A 16,515-nucleotide genomic window follows, 5' to 3' on the forward strand; every position below is an offset into this window, starting at 1 on the left:
ATAGGGCAAAGTTATCAATGTTTTAATTATAGTGAGATTCTATATGAATCAAGATTAGGCAATGTTAATTACATGCCAATGATAATTTCTTTTACGAAGCGGCTCCCAAAGTAAGCCAGTGTTAGTAGAAAGGCGCCAATTAAGCTAAACCAAATCACACGACGCCCACGCCAACCTTGTCGGTAGTGACCCCACAATAAGACGCTGTAAACACACCAAGCTAATAATGATAGTATCGCTTTATGGGTTTTACCTTGGGCTATGATATCGTGAATAAACAGATATCCGGTGAATAAAGTGACAGTTAATAGCACATATCCCACTACAATGATCTTGAAAAGTTGACGTTCAACCATCATTAACGGTGGAATATTAGGGTTAGGCGCTAAGCTCTTTTTATGTTTTAGCTTATGATCAAGCCAAGCCAGCTGAATTGCGTATAAAGTAGCAATCATCAGTGTTGAATATGAGAACAACGCAAGAGAAATATGCAGTAATACTTGCGGATGAGCCTCTAAATGGGTAATAAAAGCCCCCGGCAGTAATGCCGAAGCTGCCAAGTTGATTGCTGCAAAGCTGTAAATAACAGGTAGTAAAAACCAAATCCGCATTTTTAACATTGCAGCCGTAGTCAATATTGCCACAATCAAGCTGATCAACGATGCAACGTTAAGGATACTGAGGTTTTGTCCTGAGCCGGCAAAGATAAGATCTTTAAGCAATAGGATATGTAGCACAATCGCAATGCTTGCGGCTGCAAAAACAGGCTGGGCTTTAATGCCGTTATTATTTGCAAGCCCCGGGATCACCAGCAAAAGTGCAATGATGTAAAAGCCAACGGCTGGAATAGCAAGTAACATATCCATAATAAATGAGATAGCTCCGTATTAACTAATGGCTATTTTATAAGGTTTTAGAGTGGCAATTATACCTTGCTCAAACCTTCGCCGCCAACGTAATACCTAAAAGTGACAGCGGATTACATGAAAGCGAGGGGCTTTTTGCGGTATACTTGTGCCAATTTTAGTGATTTTGCAATTTTGATTGAGTTGCGTAACGAGCGAGTAGCACTACATGTTCGAAAATTTAACCGAGCGTTTATCGCGAACGCTTAAAAATGTCAGCGGCCGTGGTCGCCTTACGGATGACAACATCAAGGATACCCTACGTGAAGTACGTATGGCCTTACTCGAAGCCGATGTTGCGCTGCCCGTTGTTCGTGAGTTCGTTAAGCGTGTAAAAGAGCGCGCTGTTGGTACTGAAGTATCGAAAAGCCTGACTCCAGGTCAAGAGTTCATCAAGATCGTTCAAGCTGAACTTGAATTGGTGATGGGTGAAGAAAACGAAGGCCTAGATTTAAGCTGTCAGCCACCGGCTGTGATTTTAATGGCAGGTTTACAAGGCGCAGGTAAAACAACCAGCGTTGGTAAACTAGGTAAGCTATTAAAAGAGCGCGATAGCAAAAAAGTATTAGTGGTTTCTGCCGACGTTTACCGTCCTGCGGCGATCAAACAGCTAGAAACATTAGCAGGTGATATCGGTATCGATTTCTTCCCATCTAATGTTGAGCAAAAACCAGTAGAAATTGCCAAGGCTGCATTAGAGCACGGCAAGCTGAAGTTCTACGACGTGGTTATCGTCGATACAGCGGGTCGCCTTCACGTTGATGAAGAGATGATGGATGAAATTAAAGATGTCCATCAAACCTTAAACCCTGTTGAGACATTGTTCGTGGTTGATGCCATGACAGGTCAAGATGCGGCAAACACGGCAAAAGCTTTTAACGATGCACTACCGCTAACTGGTGTGATCTTAACCAAGGTTGACGGTGATGCGCGTGGCGGTGCGGCATTATCTGTACGTCATATTACAGGTAAGCCAATTAAATTCTTGGGTGTGGGTGAAAAGACCGACGCACTAGAGCCGTTCCACCCGAACCGTGTGGCTTCACGTATCTTAGGTATGGGTGACGTTCTTTCTTTAATTGAAGATCTAGAACGTAACGTTGATAAGAAAGAAGCAGAAAAACTGGCGAAGAAATTCAAAGATAAAAAAGGCTTTGATTTAGAAGACTTCCGTAGCCAGTTACAACAGATGAAAAACATGGGCGGTATGATGGGAATGCTTGATAAGCTTCCTGGCATGTCACAACTGCCGTCTGATGTGAAAGATAAAGTGGACGATAAGATTTTCGTTCAAATGGAAGCGATCATTAACTCGATGACCAAAGCTGAGCGTGCACGACCAGAGCTTATCAAAGGTTCTCGTAAAAAACGTATTGCAGCAGGTTCTGGTACTCAGGTTCAGGACGTAAACCGTCTATTGAAGCAGTTCACTCAAATGCAGAAGATGATGAAAAAGATGCAGAAGGGTGGGATGAAGAACATGATGCGCCAAATGAAAGGCATGATGCCTGGCGGTGGCATGTTCCCTGGTCGCTAATTATATAATTTTAAAAGATTTTAAAGTCGATTGGTTATTTTACTGGCGAAAAAGTAACTAAAGAAGTTGCATTCGTCGTTCTAAAGAGTAAAATTCCGAGGCTTTATTTTGGCACGGGCCCCGTTTTTTAAGCGGGGCCAATTTAATTTACAGTAATGCAAAGAGGACGATATGGTAACCATTCGTTTGGCACGTCACGGCGCTAAGAAGCGTCCATTCTATCAAATCGTTGTTGCTGACTCACGTTGTGCACGTGACGGTCGTAACATCGAGCAAATCGGTTTCTTCAACCCACTAGCTAAGGGTCAAGAAGAGCGTCTACGTCTAGACCTAGACCGCGTAAACCACTGGGTAGGTCAAGGCGCTTCTGTGACTGACCGCGCAGCAAAACTAATCAAAGATGCAGCTAAAGCAGCTTAATTTGATTTTTAAGGTAGAAGAGAAACGATGAGCAATAAAAACCAAGACCACATTATTGTCGGTAAACTGGGTGCCACCTACGGTATCAAGGGTTGGCTCAAAGTTTTTTCCTACACCGAACAATCTGAAAGCATTTTCTCTTACACCCCTTGGCTAATTAAAGTAAAGGGCGAGTGGAAAGAGTTCCATGTTGAATCATGGAAACGTCATGGCCAAGGTCTAGTGGCTAAGCTAGAAGGCATGGACATCCGCGAGGAAGCCCAAGTTTTCACTAACGCTGAAGTCGCTGTATTGGCTGAGCAACTACCCGCATTGTCAGATGAAGAATTCTACTGGCGTGAGTTGTTTGGTATGTCTGTAGTAACAACTGAAGGTTACGACCTAGGTAAAGTTACAGATATCCTGGAAACAGGTTCAAACGACGTGTTAGTTGTTAAGGCGAACTTAAAAGATGCTTTTGGGCAGAAGGAACGCTTAATTCCGTTCCTCGATGAGCAGGTCATCAAGTTGATTGATCGCACTGCTCAGCGGATCGAAGTTGACTGGGATCCTGAGTTTTAACCTCCGGTAATAAGGTGAGTAACATGTGGGTTGGTGTAATCAGCCTTTTTCCTGAAATGTTCTCTTCCATTACCAATTTTGGGGTAACAGGCCAGGCGGTAAAAAAAGGCCTTTTGACTGTCGAAACGTGGAATCCTCGTGATTTTACGCACGACAAACATCGTACGGTGGATGATCGCCCCTACGGTGGTGGACCCGGTATGTTAATGATGGTGCAGCCTTTGCGCGATGCCATTCACACTGCCAAACAGTCTGCAAAAGGTAAGGCTAAAGTAATCTACCTTTCCCCTCAGGGCCGTAAGCTGGATCAGGCTGGTGTTGAGGAGTTAGCAACCAATGAGAATCTGATTCTTATTTGTGGTCGCTATGAAGGGGTTGATGAGCGCATTATCCAACAAGAGGTAGACGAAGAATGGTCTATCGGTGATTTTGTGTTAACGGGTGGTGAACTACCAGCCATGACGTTAGTAGACGCTGTTGTTCGGTTTGTACCGGGCGTATTAGGCGACTTTGCGTCAGCAGAAGAAGATTCTTTTGCAAATGGCTTGTTAGATTGTCCTCATTACACAAGACCAGAAGTGTTGGACGGACAGGAAGTACCTTCGGTATTAATGTCTGGCAATCACAAAGATATTAGTCGCTGGCGATTAAAACAATCGTTAGGCCGTACATGGCTGAGAAGACCAGAGCTCCTGGAAAACCTAGCTCTGACTGACGATCAGGAATTCTTGCTAGCGGAATTTATCCGCGAACATAAAGCAAGCATTTAATTAATTTAGTATCAGTTTATTCTAGGGTATATACCAAATGAGTAACATCATCAAAGCTCTTGAGCAAGAGCAAATGAAACAAGACCTACCTGCATTCGCACCAGGTGACACTGTTGTTGTTCAGGTTAAGGTTAAAGAAGGTGACCGTGAGCGTCTACAGGCTTTCGAAGGCGTTGTAATCGCAATCCGTAACCGTGGTCTACATTCTGCATTCACAGTTCGTAAGATTTCGAACGGTGAAGGTGTTGAGCGTGCGTTCCAAACTCACTCTCCAGTAGTTGACAGCATTACTGTTAAACGTCGTGGTGCAGTACGTCGTGCCAAGTTGTACTACCTACGTGAGCGTTCTGGTAAATCAGCACGTATCCGTGAGAAGCTATCTAAGTAATAGCTTTAAACGCTTGACGTTTAGACGTTTAATTAAAAAGCCCACCGAAAGGTGGGCTTTTTTTGTATTGCATGACATGTCTTGAAATCATGCAATATGAAAGCCTATCAACGAGATAGGCTATCGGATTTGAAACGTCGTTTATTTTAAATGAATATTGGCAACGTATTCTTCTTCTGACCAGTAAATACGCTCTGCAACTTGTGCTTCGGGGTTTAATGTTACCCCACGTAATACACGCTCTTTGAATTTGTGGTAGCCTGCTCGGTCAATTAAGTGCCCCATATGAAGGTAAACGGGAGTGCCTTCAAGCATCTCTTTTTCAAATTCAAGTAAGTTACTGATCACTTGATGAATGACATCTTCAGTTACCCAATTTAAAAACGTTTTACCTACACGCGGTGTTTTCTTTGATGTCCGTCCACCAAGCTTAACCATATAAAGCTGTTTTGGATCGCGCTGCCATGCCAATGTTGGGCAAGCTAATACACACTCACCACAGCCAATACATTTACTCTCTTCTTTCACCGCTTTACCATTCTTCAATGATAAACAGTTAACTGCATGGTGCTGACAAGCTCGTACACAAGCGCCACAACCAATACAGCGTTCTGGTGTAAAGTTAATTTTAGCGATACCTAGAATACCAAAGTCAGCCATGTTCGCTTTTGCACAGTCATTAGGACAACCAGCTGCGACAATCTTTAAGTGATAAGGCTGTGGATAGATGTGATGCTCTAAGCGTTGAGCAAGCCCTGTAGTATCGGTGTTAGCTTTTTGACAAATACGGCTACCTTGGCAAGCGACAATGTTACGCCCGGCAATGCTTTGGTAACCCGCTTTGGTATCTTCAACTTCAATACCACACATTTCGACAGTAATATCTTGAATAAAGGGCTCAAGCTCTGCATTTACTTTATCAATGTCGCGGTAATGAATACCTGGCATAGCCAGCTTTTGTCGTGTTGTTAGGTGGATGATCCCATTGCCGTATTTCTCTGCGATATGCTGCGCTGTTGATAATAAATAAGCAGGCATAATACCGCCGGGAATACGTACACTGATCATGCACTCACCACGTACTTTCGATAGGCGATAATCACCTTTAGCACGGGTTTTAATAATATCGATATCTAATCCCATGATTTCCTCCTAATCGACCAAATACTCAGCTTCATCAAAACGAAATACAGGGCCATCAATACACACGTATTTTTCCCCCATACGGCAGTGCCCACATTTACCAACAGCACAGGCCATACGACGTTCGTAATCCACCCAAATTTGTTGTTTGGTGAGTCCCTCTTTTAGCAGTGCTTGTACTGCAAATTTGATCATAATAGGTGGACCAACCACAATCGCTTGGGTATTGGCAAGATCAGACAGATCCAACTTGTCGATATGTGCGGTCACTAAACCAAGATGAAATTCTTCATCTTCTTCACCTTCATCTAAGGTGGTGATGAGGTTTTGACGTTCACGCCATAACGGCATTTCATCACGGTATAAAACGGCTTCTTTATTTTTAAAACCGAGGATCATGTCCATACCGTTCACTTTTTCAGGGTGTTCAGAGAAGTGGCGCATTAGCCCTTTAACTGGAGCAACCCCCGTACCGCCAGCGATAATGACAAGATGGCGATGATGATAGTGCTCTATTGGATAACCATTGCCATGAACGCCACGCATCCAAATATTGTCACCAACATTGAGTTCAAAGAGACGATTGGTTACTTTACCGACATTTCGGATCAATAAATCAACGTAATCATCACCGCAATCAGAGACTGAAATTGGCGCTTCACCGACCATAGGGAGAGAGACTTCAACAAATTGCCCTAGTTTGGCATCAAAATCTTTAGCAACACGGAAGTTCCACTCAAGCTCTGTGTGTTTAGTGATTGCCAAAATAGGATAAGCTTTTGGTAGTAGAATATTTTTATGATCACCGCAACTACATTGGTGAGCGGTTGATTGACTAGACATCAGCTTTCTCCTTTTGACGATCAATGAGGTGTTGTTCGACAATATCGGTCATACGATTAACGATGGTGGTAAAAGAAATGTATTGTGGGCAGCGATCGTCACAACGACCACAACCGACACACATATGATTAGTACCTTCACGTGCCTTGTAGTCATTGACTTTATGCAATGCACGGTACCGTAAACGCTCACCTGTCTTTTCACGGAATTTATGGCCGCCAGCCATGTTGGTAAAGTCACCTGTCATACAACTGGCTTGTTGACGGCGGCGCTCACCTTGAGTTGGATTTTCATCATAAGCGACATCAAAGACACTGTGACAACTGCATGTTGGACAAGAGGTAGTACAACGACCACAACCAATGCAACGGCTATCGTATTGTGCCCAGCTTGGATCGTTTTGCAGGATCTGTCTGATGAGGTTCGGATCATCACACACTTGGTCAGGAGTACGTACTGTTGTTGGGTTAGACTGAACAAACTGTGGTTGATAGTCTGTTTCTTTACCAACGGTTTCAAATAGCGGTTTCAAGCTATTATCGTTGATTTGAATATGAAGGCCATCATCACTAAATCGAACTGCGGCATCGTAATTATCGGTTTGGTTGGTACCCATTGAGACACAGAAACAGTTCTCAAAACTTGAGCTACATTCGAGCAGAATGAGTTTGAGTTTTTTACGTTTCATTTCGTAGTAGTAATCCGCATTACCACCATTTTTCAAATACATATGATCAAGACGTTCCAACGCATGAATATCGCAGCTACGAAGGAAAAGTAGGGTCGGTCTTGGATCGATACGGGACTCTCTTAACTCATCACCATTAAAGTAAAACAGGGTTTCAGTGATAGGTAATACCACTTCTTTAGGTGAAAAATGAGATTTTTTCTTCCATACGATTTGTTCTGCTGATTTCACTTCTTGGTAAAGCAGGTTATCGGTGTGAGCAAAACGACCGCCAAAGTGTTCATAGGCGGGTGCCATAATTTTGTATTGTGAGCCGAGCTGACGAAAGACGTCATTCAACTCATCCATACTGAGATATTTTTCCATGATCAGTAGCCTTTATAAGTAATATTCGATATCACGAAGCAAGGTGTTGTGGATTTGATGATGATAGGTAACCACATCGCCTACCACGATAAGTGCAGGGCTTGGTAGAGCATGCTTCGCAAGTTGTTCGGGTAGCTGAGCTAAAGAGGTGATGAGCTGACTTTGGTTTGGTGTTGTGCCTTGGCTAATAATGGCGATAGGAGTCGATGCCGCCATACCATGACGCATTAATTGTGCTGCAATTTGCTCGGCTCGATTGAGCCCCATATAAAAAACCAAGCTATGTTGTAATTCGACCAATGCTTGCCAATTAATTTGATGTGTATCTTTTTGACTATGTGCAGTGATAACAGTAAATCCGCGTGATACTTGGCGATGGGTTAATGGAATACCGCTATAACTACAGCATCCCATTGCAGCTGTAATACCGGGAATAATGGCGCACTGAATATTATGTTGTTCAAGAAAGAGTGCTTCTTCTCCGCCACGCCCAAAAATAAAAGGGTCTCCACCTTTTAGTCGGCAAACTTTTTTACCTAGTTGGGCGTACTGCAATAAAAGTTCATTAATCGTTTGCTGTGAGGTTGATTGCCCATTACAGCGTTTGCCAACAGCAATAGCGTGACTTTGCTTAGGAAATAGAGCAACGATCTCTGGTGAAACAAGAAAGTCATACAAAATAACGTCAGCATCGAGAATACTATTTAAAGCTTTAACGGTGAGTAGCTCAGGATCACCAGGTCCGGCACCGACTAAAGTCACAGAACCGTGCAAATAGTGAGGTAATGTTGATGTTGGCTGTATCGTTACTGAATCCATATAAATTACTCACTAATTTTTGAAGATAGTAATAGGTTAAATAATCTTCATGTTGTATAAAATTCATAATTGTTGAAGTGCATGTTTTGTAATTCTTAACCTATTGGTTTGTTTATGCTTATTTTGATTAACATCAAATGAAGAGTGAATAATCTGAAAAGAAATGCTTTTAAGTTGAATAGAAAAGGCGATTTTTACGAAAAATAAGAGGAAAAAAAGATGAAGCTAATCTCTACGCTAGGTGTGATTTCTGTTGTTTTTCTATCTGGCTGTGTCACACAGTCCTCTTTGATCAGCAAAGGAAATTTTGAAAAGCTCGGTTTTTATGACGGTGCTGGTGGTCGAGTTGCGCTAACGACAGAAAAGCTAGATAAAATTTCAGATAAATATGACGCGACGGAAACGCCTAATCATCAAGAATATATGCAAGGCTATAATAAAGGACGTGATAACTACTGCTCGATTGAGCATGTATTGCAGTTAGGTGAGCAAGGGGATTCAAATTGGGGAATTTGTGAATATCGTCGTGAAGTCCCATTATTTAAAGCAAAATGGCAACAAGGTTTTGAGCGTTATATGTCACGCGAGCCAATATTATAATTATACGAAAATGAATGATGAAATAAGGGCGGGCACAGTCAGTGTGTTCGCTCTTATTTTTTGCATTGAACTACTGCTGTAAATTTAAATTTACAGGTGGTGTTTTTTATTTACAGTGCTATTGCATTAAACCATCAAGGCTTGTTATGTTTGTTAGCATGATGTTACTAATGGATGTAGTGATAACGGAACAAGGATTGTGTTTCGTGCTAACAAATAAACGACAGGGATGCCACTATGCAAAAAGACCAACTCAATAATGTTCATATCGAAGATGAATCTGTTCTTATTACGCCTGCAAAGCTAAAACAAAACCTACCTGTTTCAGAACAAGCATTGTCTTTTGTTGAGCAATCTCGTCAAACTATTGCTGATATTATTCACAAGCGAGATCATCGTTTACTTGTCGTATGCGGACCGTGCTCTATTCATGATGTAGAGCAAGCTAAAGCTTACGGACAGAAGTTAAAGCAGTTAGCTGAAGAGCTTAGCGATCAACTTTACATTGTGATGCGGGTATATTTTGAAAAGCCGCGTACTACTGTGGGTTGGAAAGGATTGATTAATGATCCGCATATTGATGGCTCTTTTGCCGTCGAAGAAGGTTTGCACATAGGTCGTCAGTTATTGGTGGACTTAGTTGAAGAAGGTATTCCATTAGCAACTGAAGCACTGGATCCAATTAGTCCGCAGTACCTAGGTGATTTATTTAGCTGGGCAGCCATTGGTGCACGTACTACCGAATCACAAACACACCGTGAAATGGCAAGCGGTTTATCCATGCCGGTTGGCTTTAAAAATGGTACAGATGGTAGCTTGGCAACCGCGATTAATGCGATGCAGGCGGCAGCATCAGGTCACAAGTTTATGGGTATTAATCCCGAGGGGCAGGTTGCATTACTCAATACTCAAGGTAACCCTGATGGCCATGTTATCTTACGTGGTGGTAAGCAAACCAACTATGATTCTGTTTCAGTAAGAGAATGTGAAAACGAGATGGTTGCATCAGGTCTTTCTCCTGCCTTAATGGTAGACTGTAGTCATGCCAATTCTCGTAAAGACTATCGTCGCCAGCCTTTGGTTGCTGAAGATGTCATTCATCAGATCCGTGAAGGAAATCAGTCTATTATTGGATTGATGATTGAAAGTCATTTGAATGAAGGGAATCAAAGTGCGGATCTTCCTCGTGATGAGATGAAATACGGTGTATCGATAACTGATGCATGTATTAGTTGGGAAACGACAGAACAACTATTGCGTCAGGCACATAAGGAATTAGTGCCGTTTTTACAAAATCGAATTAAATAATTACGGATAGAAAGAAGTCATGGTTGCTGAGTTAAGCAAATTAAGAGATCAAATTGACGATGTCGATCGTCAAATGGTTGAGCTATTAGCTCAACGTCTTGCATTAGTCGAGCAGGTGGGCGTGGTAAAAAGCCAGCATGGTTTACCTATTTATGCGCCAGATCGTGAAGCGGCCATGTTGGCTTCTCGTCGTGAAGAAGCAGAACGTAAAGGTGTGCCAGCGGATCTGATTGAAGATGTATTACGTCGTACAATGCGAGAGTCATATTCCAGTGAAAATGATTCTGGCTTTAAGTGTTTAAACCCACAATTACGACCTATTGTTATTGTTGGTGGTAATGGGCAATTAGGTAAATTATTTAATCGCTTACTGACATTATCAGGCTATCAAGTAAAAGTATTAGGCAGCCAAGACTGGGATCGTGCAGATGAGATCTTGCATGATGCGGGTATGGTGATTGTCTCTGTACCTATCCACTTAACAGAGTCTGTGATCGCAAAGCTAGGTAACTTACCAGAAGATTGCTTACTTGCTGATTTAACATCGGTGAAAAGTGGTCCATTACAGGCAATGCTGGAAGTACACAAAGGCCCTGTGGTAGGTCTGCATCCAATGTTTGGTCCTGATATTCCAAGTCTGGCAAAACAGGTGATTGTGTACTGTGATGGTCGTAACCCTGAAAGTTACCAGTGGCTACTGGAGCAGTTTCAGATTTGGGGTGCAACGCTAAATCGTATCAGTGCAATTGAGCACGATCAGGGTATGACCTTGATCCAGGCGCTGCGTCACTTTACGTCATTTGTTTACGGTGTTCACCTTGCTGAAGAAGATCCTAAGCTAGAGCAGTTAATGTCGTTAAGCTCACCTATTTATCGCTTAGAGTTGGCGATGGTAGGGCGTTTGTTTGCTCAGGATGCGCAATTGTACGGTGACATTATTATGTCGGCACCACAGAATATTGCGATGATCAAACGTTTCCATCAGCGGTTTGGTGAAGCAATTGAAATGCTAGATGCCCAAGACAAAGATGCGTTTAAACAAGCCTTTGGTCAGGTATCAGGATGGTTTGGCGATTACGCTGAACATTTTTTAGCAGAGAGCCAGGGACTGCTTAGGCAGGCGAACGATTCAACTCATCGTAAAGCATAGTTAGTGCATGATTAAAAAAGCCCGTAATGATCTGATGATCATTACGGGCTTTTTATTATCTATTGGTAAATACTATTCGATAATATCAACATCCGTTGGTGCAACATTTTCACTGGGATAACAGCCTAATACCTTGATAAAGCGTGTTAGGCGAGTAAGTTCTTCTAATGCTTGCTGCATAGTGGCAGATTTCAAATTCACTTCTACATCCACATAGAACATTTCTTCCCATGGATTACCAATTACAGGGCGAGATTCAAGCTTGCTCATGTTGATATTGAGATTGCGAAGCACCAGTAAGCACTCAACCAGTGAGCCTACTTTTTGTGCCGTTGACATAATCAGTGTGGTTTTAGCTGGGATCAACGATGTTACATCAACCGCTTTTCGTGCCACTACAATAAAGCGAGTGAAGTTTTCTTGTTGGTTAGCAATGTTAGACTGGATTGCCGTTAAACCATAAAGCTCACCACTGGATGCATTACCAATTGCTGCGACGTTAGGTTGTTTTAGCTTGGCAACTTGTTTCATCGCATCAGCAGTGCTTGAGCAATACTCTTGTTTGATATTGCCCATACTATGGAGGTATTCACTGCATTGTTGATGGGGCTGTGGGTGAGAATACAAGGTATCAATTTTTTCTACACTGGTTTCTACCGCAGTCAGCAAGCAGTGTTCAATCGGCTGAGTGATCTCTCCAACAATAGAAAGACTGGTATGCTGCAATAAGTCATAGACTTCATTAATTGAGCCTGAGCTGGTGTTTTCAATCGGTAATACACCGTAGTCAGCATTACCGGTTTCAACAATATTGAAAATATCACGGAATGTTGAGCAGCTGATCTCGACTAAATCCGTTTGCTTACGGCTAAAGTAATTACGACTAGCAAGATGTGAATACGAGCCTTTTGAGCCAAGGAATGCGACACGTGCTGAAGGATTTGCACTGTCAGGATTGGCTAGTTTTTGTAAGTAGGCTTGTTGAAATAAAACCGAGTCTTCAATAATGGTATGGAAGATCTGTGTTACGTATTGTGGATCTAACTGATGTTGTTTACCTGTTTCGATAAGCTTTAATAATAGCTCTTGCTCTCTAGCTTGGTCACGAACAGGTTTAGCTGTGCTAATTTTACTTTTTGCCACCTCTAAACTAAGCGTACGTCGCTCTGCCAGTAGTTCAAGTAAAGCGTTATCGATACGACTAACATTTTTACGAATGTCGTCGAGAGAGTAGCGAGTATCGGTCATTGGCGTCCCTATCAGATTTCCGAATGTAGCTTATCTAAATAAACACAGTGCGATCTATGGGTATAGGTGCTTAAATGTGTTTATTACAAGCTGAGTGGTCACTTTTTATCTTTAGTCACATTATGCAGCGGGGTATTTAATGTCAAGCTGATTAGCGGGAATGATTAAGGATGGAAAAAGAGTGGTGATGTATAAGGTGATAAAACATAGAAGCATTAATGAATGTTGATGCGATAAAGCAAATAGCCCCGCAGAGCGGGGCTATTTTAAATCCTTATAATGTAGCGATGATTATGCGTCGTCTAGTTCTGCTTCTTCTTCAACTAGTCCAGGTTTTTCACTGTGACTAGCACGACGTGCATTAGGTTTGTGAGCTTGCTTTTTAAGCTGACGGTCAAGCTTTTGGTAAAGCTCTGTAATTGCACCAAACAGGTCATCATGCTCTGCAGAAGCAACCAACTCTCCTCCTGCGATATTAACTGCAGCTTCAACTTTAAATTGCTTGTTTGGCTCTTTGCTAATCACAACATGCTTTTTGATTAGCGGCACCTGAAGTTTTTCTAACTTATTGAACTTAAATTCAAAACGCTCACGGATAGCCGGGGTGATATCGATGTTTTTGCCAGTGATTTCTAATGTCATAATTATCTTCCTCGTTTGCTACCCTTCGTTGGGTTGAATTCAGATTACTAAATCTAGAACTTAATAATGTGCGCCATATCACATTTTGCTGTTTAATAATTCTCGGCAAAAAAATCTGTGATCATCTTTGGTTTGTAGCAAAAAAGTTTATAAAAAGTACTTGAGATGCGATCAATCTTTAGGGCAGTATGAAGAAAGGTGAAATGCTGGTGGCCTGTGCTAACTAGGGATTTTATATAACCATTTTAATTATTTGTGTGTTTTTTACTCGTGCAGTTAAGTGTTTAATTGTTAAAAAGTTAACGCAGAAGGCACAAAATTATTGTGGTAAATAACAACAGATAAAAAAACGGCAGCTAAAAAAGCTGCCGTTTGTCTTTCTATAAAACTAAATTGAGCGAATGATTATTTTGCTGGATTTAATTTCATTAGTTTTTCGGTACGTTCCACTTCTTTTTGTAAGTTTAGCTTCTCATACGCTGTCTTTTCTAACTTCAATGATTCACGCGCCGCTTCTGTATCTGGGTACAGGCGTTGTACTTGCTGGCAACGGTTAATTGCTGCAATCCATGCTTCACGACGAATGTAGAAGTCAGCAGTTGCTAAATCGTAATTGGCTAAACGGTTTTTCAAAAAGATCATACGTGCTTTAGCATCTGCGCCGTATTCACTTTCAGGGTAACGTTCTAGCAGGTATTTAAAATCAGCGAATGCTTGACGTGATGGCGTAGGATCACGATCAAAGCGATTGATATTAAATAGATCATGCATAAAGCTTCGATCTTGTGCCATATGCGTTAAGCCACGCATATACACAACCCAGTCAGCTTGTGGATGATCGGGATTTAAACGTAAGAAACGTTCAATGGTTGCTTCACCTAGCGCCAGATCATCACTTTTGTAGTAAGCGTAAATGAGATCTAGCTGTACTTGATCGGAATAAGCACCAAATGGGTAACGTGAATCAAGCGCTTCTAATTGCTCGATAGCCGATGTCCAGTTACCACTTTGTAGCGCAGTTTGTGCTGTCGCATACAGGTTTGATGGTGGAACATCTGGTATTACTTCTTCTTTACTCGAACAGCCTGAAAGAAGGGCTACGGCAAGAAGAGTCGTGATTGTCAGGCGTTTCATTGCGGCGTTAGTTTCCTTGATAAAAATTTTATTTTGCTCGATCCATTACGGTCTGAGCCGTTAACAGATACAATGACACTATATTAGGTTACATCAAGCATAGTTTTAAGCTTGGTATATTTTACGCAGCGTATGGCAATTAGTCCCACGCTTTTTAAAAAAGTTCGCTATGGCACAGCAAATAGAATTAACAAACACAGTTGGTGAAAGCCAATTAGGCATGCGCCTGGATCAGGTTGTTGCTGAATTATATCCAGATTATTCGCGCTCGCGCATTAAAGACTGGATTTTAAATGGTATGGTTTCAGTGAATGGCAAAGTCGTCAAGAAGCCTCGTGAAAAAATGATGGGTGGCGAAGAGTTATTCATCCAAGCTGAAATTGAAGATGAAGTTCGTTGGGTTGCACAAGACATCCCATTAGATATCGTTTATGAAGATGACGATATTCTTGTGATCAACAAACCGCGAGACTTTGTTGTTCACCCTGGTGCAGGTACGCCAGACGGTACAGTATTGAATGCATTATTGCATCATTGTCCGTCATTAGCAGAAGTACCGCGTGCTGGTATTGTGCACCGTCTTGATAAAGACACAACTGGCTTGATGGTAGTTGCGAAAACAATCCAAGCGCAAACTCGTCTAGTTCGTGCGCTTCAAAAGCGTAAGATCACTCGTGAATATGAAGCATTAGCGATTGGCCAAATGACGGGCGGTGGTACGGTGGAAAAGCCGATTGGTCGTCACTCAACAAAACGTACGTGTATGGCAGTACATGAAATGGGTAAAGATGCGATCACCCATTACCGTGTCGCTGAGCGTTTCCGTGAACATACACGTATTGTATTACGTCTAGAAACCGGTCGTACACACCAGATCCGTGTTCACATGTCATACCTAAGCCATCCTTTGATTGGTGATGTGACATACGGTGGTCGTCCTCGTCCACCTCGTAATGCCTCTCCTGAGTTTATTCAGGCACTACGTGCCTTTGATCGTCAAGCCCTTCACGCTCGTATGCTGCGTTTGGATCACCCAATCACTGGTGAGAAGATGGAGTGGCATGCACCATTGCCAAATGACATGGTGGCAATGATTGATATCTTGCGTAAAGACACATTAGAAAACAGCGAAGAAGAGTATTAATGAAAGCGATTATTCCTAACTGGCCGGCTCCTAAATCGGTAAAAGCAATTAGCACTACACGCTCAGGTGGCGTGAGTGTAGCGCCTTATCATGAATTAAATTTAGGGTTACATGTTGGGGATATCGAAAGCGACGTTAAGCAAAACCGAGATCTATTAAAACAACACTGTGAGTTAGTTGAATCACCTGCGTGGTTAAACCAAGTCCATAGTGCTGATGTGATCGAGTTTGATGTTGCACTTTCATCAGTACCAGATGCCGATGGTAGCTTTACTCGCACTCCGGGATTAGCCTGTGCCATCATGACGGCAGATTGTTTACCTGTTTTGTTTTGTAATAAGCAAGGTACTGAAGTTGCTGCCGTACATGCCGGATGGCGAGGGCTTGCTAGTGGTGTGATTGAAAATGCGGTTGATAAATTCGATTGTACACCCGATAACATCATGGCGTGGTTAGGTCCTGCTATTGGTCCTGATGCTTTTGAAGTTGGTGGTGAAGTGCGTGAACAGTTTATGGCGGTTGATGCTAATGCTGAACTCGCATTTAAACCTCATGGTGATAAGTGGCTGGCAGATTTGTATCTACTGGCTAAACAACGTTTGCAGCGTTTAGGTATTACAGAGGTATATGGGGGAGAATATTGCACGTTCAGTGATGAACAGCAGTTTTATTCCTACCGTCGTCAGTCAATCACAGGGCGTCAGGCATCATTAGTCTGGTTAACTGAAGAGTAAACTTTATACTTTTCTATTTTAAAGCTGAATCTATTATTAAGCGGGTGATCTTCAATAAGATCACCCGTTTTTTTTGCAGCATTATATTGCGATTTGCAGAGTTGAAAAATACACC

18 protein-coding genes are annotated in these 16,515 nt (G+C 42.2%); 10 read left to right on the plus strand and 8 right to left on the minus strand.

All coding sequences use genetic code 11. The annotated features are described in order from the left end of the window. Positions 1–68: 68 nt before the first annotated feature. Complete coding sequence (locus Q7657_RS11610; protein ID WP_107167460.1) at positions 69–866, minus strand: cytochrome C assembly family protein; 798 nt, start codon at positions 864–866, stop codon at positions 69–71. 208 nt (positions 867–1,074) lie between these two features. Between Q7657_RS11610 and ffh the strand changes: the two genes are divergently transcribed. From ffh to rplS, 5 genes are all read left to right on the plus strand, one after another. Next, positions 1,075–2,442 (plus strand): signal recognition particle protein, encoded by a 1,368-nt coding sequence (gene ffh / locus Q7657_RS11615; protein ID WP_008988042.1) that lies wholly within the window; start codon positions 1,075–1,077, stop codon positions 2,440–2,442. A 171-nt stretch (positions 2,443–2,613) separates the two neighbouring features. Beyond that, positions 2,614–2,862 (plus strand): 30S ribosomal protein S16, encoded by a 249-nt coding sequence (gene rpsP, locus Q7657_RS11620; RefSeq protein ID WP_008988043.1) that lies wholly within the window; start codon positions 2,614–2,616, stop codon positions 2,860–2,862. Positions 2,863–2,889: 27 nt separating this feature from the next. After that, positions 2,890–3,423, plus strand: coding sequence for a ribosome maturation factor RimM (rimM, locus tag Q7657_RS11625; RefSeq protein ID WP_008988044.1), 534 nt, complete (start codon positions 2,890–2,892; stop codon positions 3,421–3,423). Positions 3,424–3,446: 23 nt separating this feature from the next. Then, the gene (gene trmD / locus Q7657_RS11630) at positions 3,447–4,193 is read left to right on the plus strand and encodes a tRNA (guanosine(37)-N1)-methyltransferase TrmD (protein WP_023933478.1); all 747 of its coding nucleotides are present in this window, start codon (positions 3,447–3,449) and stop codon (positions 4,191–4,193) included. Positions 4,194–4,230: 37 nt separating this feature from the next. Beyond that, positions 4,231–4,581: a 50S ribosomal protein L19 gene (gene rplS / locus Q7657_RS11635; RefSeq protein ID WP_008988046.1), complete on the plus strand. Its 351-nt coding sequence runs from the start codon at positions 4,231–4,233 to the stop codon at positions 4,579–4,581. A gap of 141 nt (positions 4,582–4,722) precedes the next feature. Here rplS and asrC read toward each other — a convergent pair whose 3' ends face one another. From asrC to cobA, 4 genes are read right to left on the minus strand one after another with little or no spacing between them, the layout of a single operon-like run. Continuing rightward, positions 4,723–5,724, minus strand: a complete 1,002-nt coding sequence (gene asrC / locus Q7657_RS11640) for a sulfite reductase subunit C (RefSeq protein ID WP_008988047.1) — start codon at positions 5,722–5,724, stop codon at positions 4,723–4,725. A 9-nt stretch (positions 5,725–5,733) separates the two neighbouring features. Beyond that, entirely contained in the window at positions 5,734–6,567 is an 834-nt protein-coding gene (asrB, locus tag Q7657_RS11645; RefSeq protein ID WP_107167459.1) for an anaerobic sulfite reductase subunit AsrB, read from the minus strand. Then, positions 6,560–7,621, minus strand: a complete 1,062-nt coding sequence (gene asrA / locus Q7657_RS11650; protein WP_107167458.1) for an anaerobic sulfite reductase subunit AsrA — start codon at positions 7,619–7,621, stop codon at positions 6,560–6,562. The genes asrB and asrA overlap by 8 nt, the downstream gene beginning before the upstream one ends. Before the next feature lie 12 nt (positions 7,622–7,633). Then, the gene (cobA, locus tag Q7657_RS11655) at positions 7,634–8,440 is read right to left on the minus strand and encodes a uroporphyrinogen-III C-methyltransferase (RefSeq protein ID WP_008988050.1); all 807 of its coding nucleotides are present in this window, start codon (positions 8,438–8,440) and stop codon (positions 7,634–7,636) included. A gap of 219 nt (positions 8,441–8,659) precedes the next feature. On the opposite strand from cobA, the gene Q7657_RS11660 reads away from it, so the two are divergent. The 3 genes from Q7657_RS11660 to tyrA all read left to right on the plus strand — a co-directional run bounded on the left by Q7657_RS11660 (position 8,660) and on the right by tyrA (position 11,498). Beyond that, positions 8,660–9,040, plus strand: a complete 381-nt coding sequence (locus Q7657_RS11660) for a DUF2799 domain-containing protein (RefSeq protein ID WP_008988051.1) — start codon at positions 8,660–8,662, stop codon at positions 9,038–9,040. Positions 9,041–9,277: 237 nt separating this feature from the next. Further along, on the plus strand, positions 9,278–10,348 hold the full coding sequence (locus tag Q7657_RS11665) for a 3-deoxy-7-phosphoheptulonate synthase (protein ID WP_107167457.1): 1,071 nt from the start codon (positions 9,278–9,280) through the stop codon (positions 10,346–10,348). A gap of 19 nt (positions 10,349–10,367) precedes the next feature. Beyond that, positions 10,368–11,498 carry a bifunctional chorismate mutase/prephenate dehydrogenase gene (tyrA, locus tag Q7657_RS11670; RefSeq protein WP_107167456.1) on the plus strand — a complete coding sequence of 377 codons (1,131 nt, stop codon included), beginning with the start codon at positions 10,368–10,370 and terminating at the stop codon, positions 11,496–11,498. Between the two features lie 72 nt (positions 11,499–11,570). Here the strand turns inward: tyrA and pheA are convergent, their stop codons facing one another. The 3 genes from pheA to bamD all read right to left on the minus strand — a co-directional run bounded on the left by pheA (position 11,571) and on the right by bamD (position 14,522). Further along, positions 11,571–12,746 (minus strand): prephenate dehydratase, encoded by a 1,176-nt coding sequence (gene pheA / locus Q7657_RS11675; protein WP_107167455.1) that lies wholly within the window; start codon positions 12,744–12,746, stop codon positions 11,571–11,573. 291 nt (positions 12,747–13,037) lie between these two features. Further along, the gene (hpf, locus tag Q7657_RS11680; protein ID WP_053986445.1) at positions 13,038–13,388 is read right to left on the minus strand and encodes a ribosome hibernation-promoting factor, HPF/YfiA family; all 351 of its coding nucleotides are present in this window, start codon (positions 13,386–13,388) and stop codon (positions 13,038–13,040) included. 405 nt (positions 13,389–13,793) lie between these two features. Then, positions 13,794–14,522 carry an outer membrane protein assembly factor BamD gene (bamD, locus tag Q7657_RS11685; protein WP_053986444.1) on the minus strand — a complete coding sequence of 243 codons (729 nt, stop codon included), beginning with the start codon at positions 14,520–14,522 and terminating at the stop codon, positions 13,794–13,796. Positions 14,523–14,691: 169 nt separating this feature from the next. Here bamD and rluD point away from each other — a divergent pair, with 169 nt between their 5' ends. Then, entirely contained in the window at positions 14,692–15,666 is a 975-nt protein-coding gene (gene rluD, locus Q7657_RS11690) for a 23S rRNA pseudouridine(1911/1915/1917) synthase RluD (RefSeq protein ID WP_053986443.1), read from the plus strand. Next, on the plus strand, positions 15,666–16,400 hold the full coding sequence (gene pgeF, locus Q7657_RS11695) for a peptidoglycan editing factor PgeF (protein ID WP_107167454.1): 735 nt from the start codon (positions 15,666–15,668) through the stop codon (positions 16,398–16,400). The genes rluD and pgeF overlap by 1 nt, the downstream gene beginning before the upstream one ends. The last annotated feature ends 115 nt before the right edge of the window (positions 16,401–16,515 follow it).

The sequence above is a fragment of the Candidatus Photobacterium acropomis genome, from assembly GCF_030685555.1.
Classification (GTDB): Bacteria; Pseudomonadota; Gammaproteobacteria; order Enterobacterales; family Vibrionaceae; genus Photobacterium; species Photobacterium lucens.

Bases quoted from the DNA above. Each gene is read 5' to 3' on its own strand.
- Q7657_RS11610 (WP_107167460.1), bottom strand. From the start codon at position 866: ATGGATATGTTACTTGCTATTCCAGCCGTTGGCTTTTACATCATTGCA.
- ffh (WP_008988042.1), top strand. From the start codon at position 1,075: ATGTTCGAAAATTTAACCGAGCGTTTATCGCGAACGCTTAAAAATGTC.
- rpsP (WP_008988043.1), top strand. From the start codon at position 2,614: ATGGTAACCATTCGTTTGGCACGTCACGGCGCTAAGAAGCGTCCATTC.
- rimM (WP_008988044.1), top strand. From the start codon at position 2,890: ATGAGCAATAAAAACCAAGACCACATTATTGTCGGTAAACTGGGTGCC.
- trmD (WP_023933478.1), top strand. From the start codon at position 3,447: ATGTGGGTTGGTGTAATCAGCCTTTTTCCTGAAATGTTCTCTTCCATT.
- rplS (WP_008988046.1), top strand. From the start codon at position 4,231: ATGAGTAACATCATCAAAGCTCTTGAGCAAGAGCAAATGAAACAAGAC.
- asrC (WP_008988047.1), bottom strand. From the start codon at position 5,724: ATGGGATTAGATATCGATATTATTAAAACCCGTGCTAAAGGTGATTAT.
- asrB (WP_107167459.1), bottom strand. From the start codon at position 6,567: ATGTCTAGTCAATCAACCGCTCACCAATGTAGTTGCGGTGATCATAAA.
- asrA (WP_107167458.1), bottom strand. From the start codon at position 7,621: ATGGAAAAATATCTCAGTATGGATGAGTTGAATGACGTCTTTCGTCAG.
- cobA (WP_008988050.1), bottom strand. From the start codon at position 8,440: ATGGATTCAGTAACGATACAGCCAACATCAACATTACCTCACTATTTG.
- Q7657_RS11660 (WP_008988051.1), top strand. From the start codon at position 8,660: ATGAAGCTAATCTCTACGCTAGGTGTGATTTCTGTTGTTTTTCTATCT.
- Q7657_RS11665 (WP_107167457.1), top strand. From the start codon at position 9,278: ATGCAAAAAGACCAACTCAATAATGTTCATATCGAAGATGAATCTGTT.
- tyrA (WP_107167456.1), top strand. From the start codon at position 10,368: ATGGTTGCTGAGTTAAGCAAATTAAGAGATCAAATTGACGATGTCGAT.
- pheA (WP_107167455.1), bottom strand. From the start codon at position 12,746: ATGACCGATACTCGCTACTCTCTCGACGACATTCGTAAAAATGTTAGT.
- hpf (WP_053986445.1), bottom strand. From the start codon at position 13,388: ATGACATTAGAAATCACTGGCAAAAACATCGATATCACCCCGGCTATC.
- bamD (WP_053986444.1), bottom strand. From the start codon at position 14,522: ATGAAACGCCTGACAATCACGACTCTTCTTGCCGTAGCCCTTCTTTCA.
- rluD (WP_053986443.1), top strand. From the start codon at position 14,692: ATGGCACAGCAAATAGAATTAACAAACACAGTTGGTGAAAGCCAATTA.
- pgeF (WP_107167454.1), top strand. From the start codon at position 15,666: ATGAAAGCGATTATTCCTAACTGGCCGGCTCCTAAATCGGTAAAAGCA.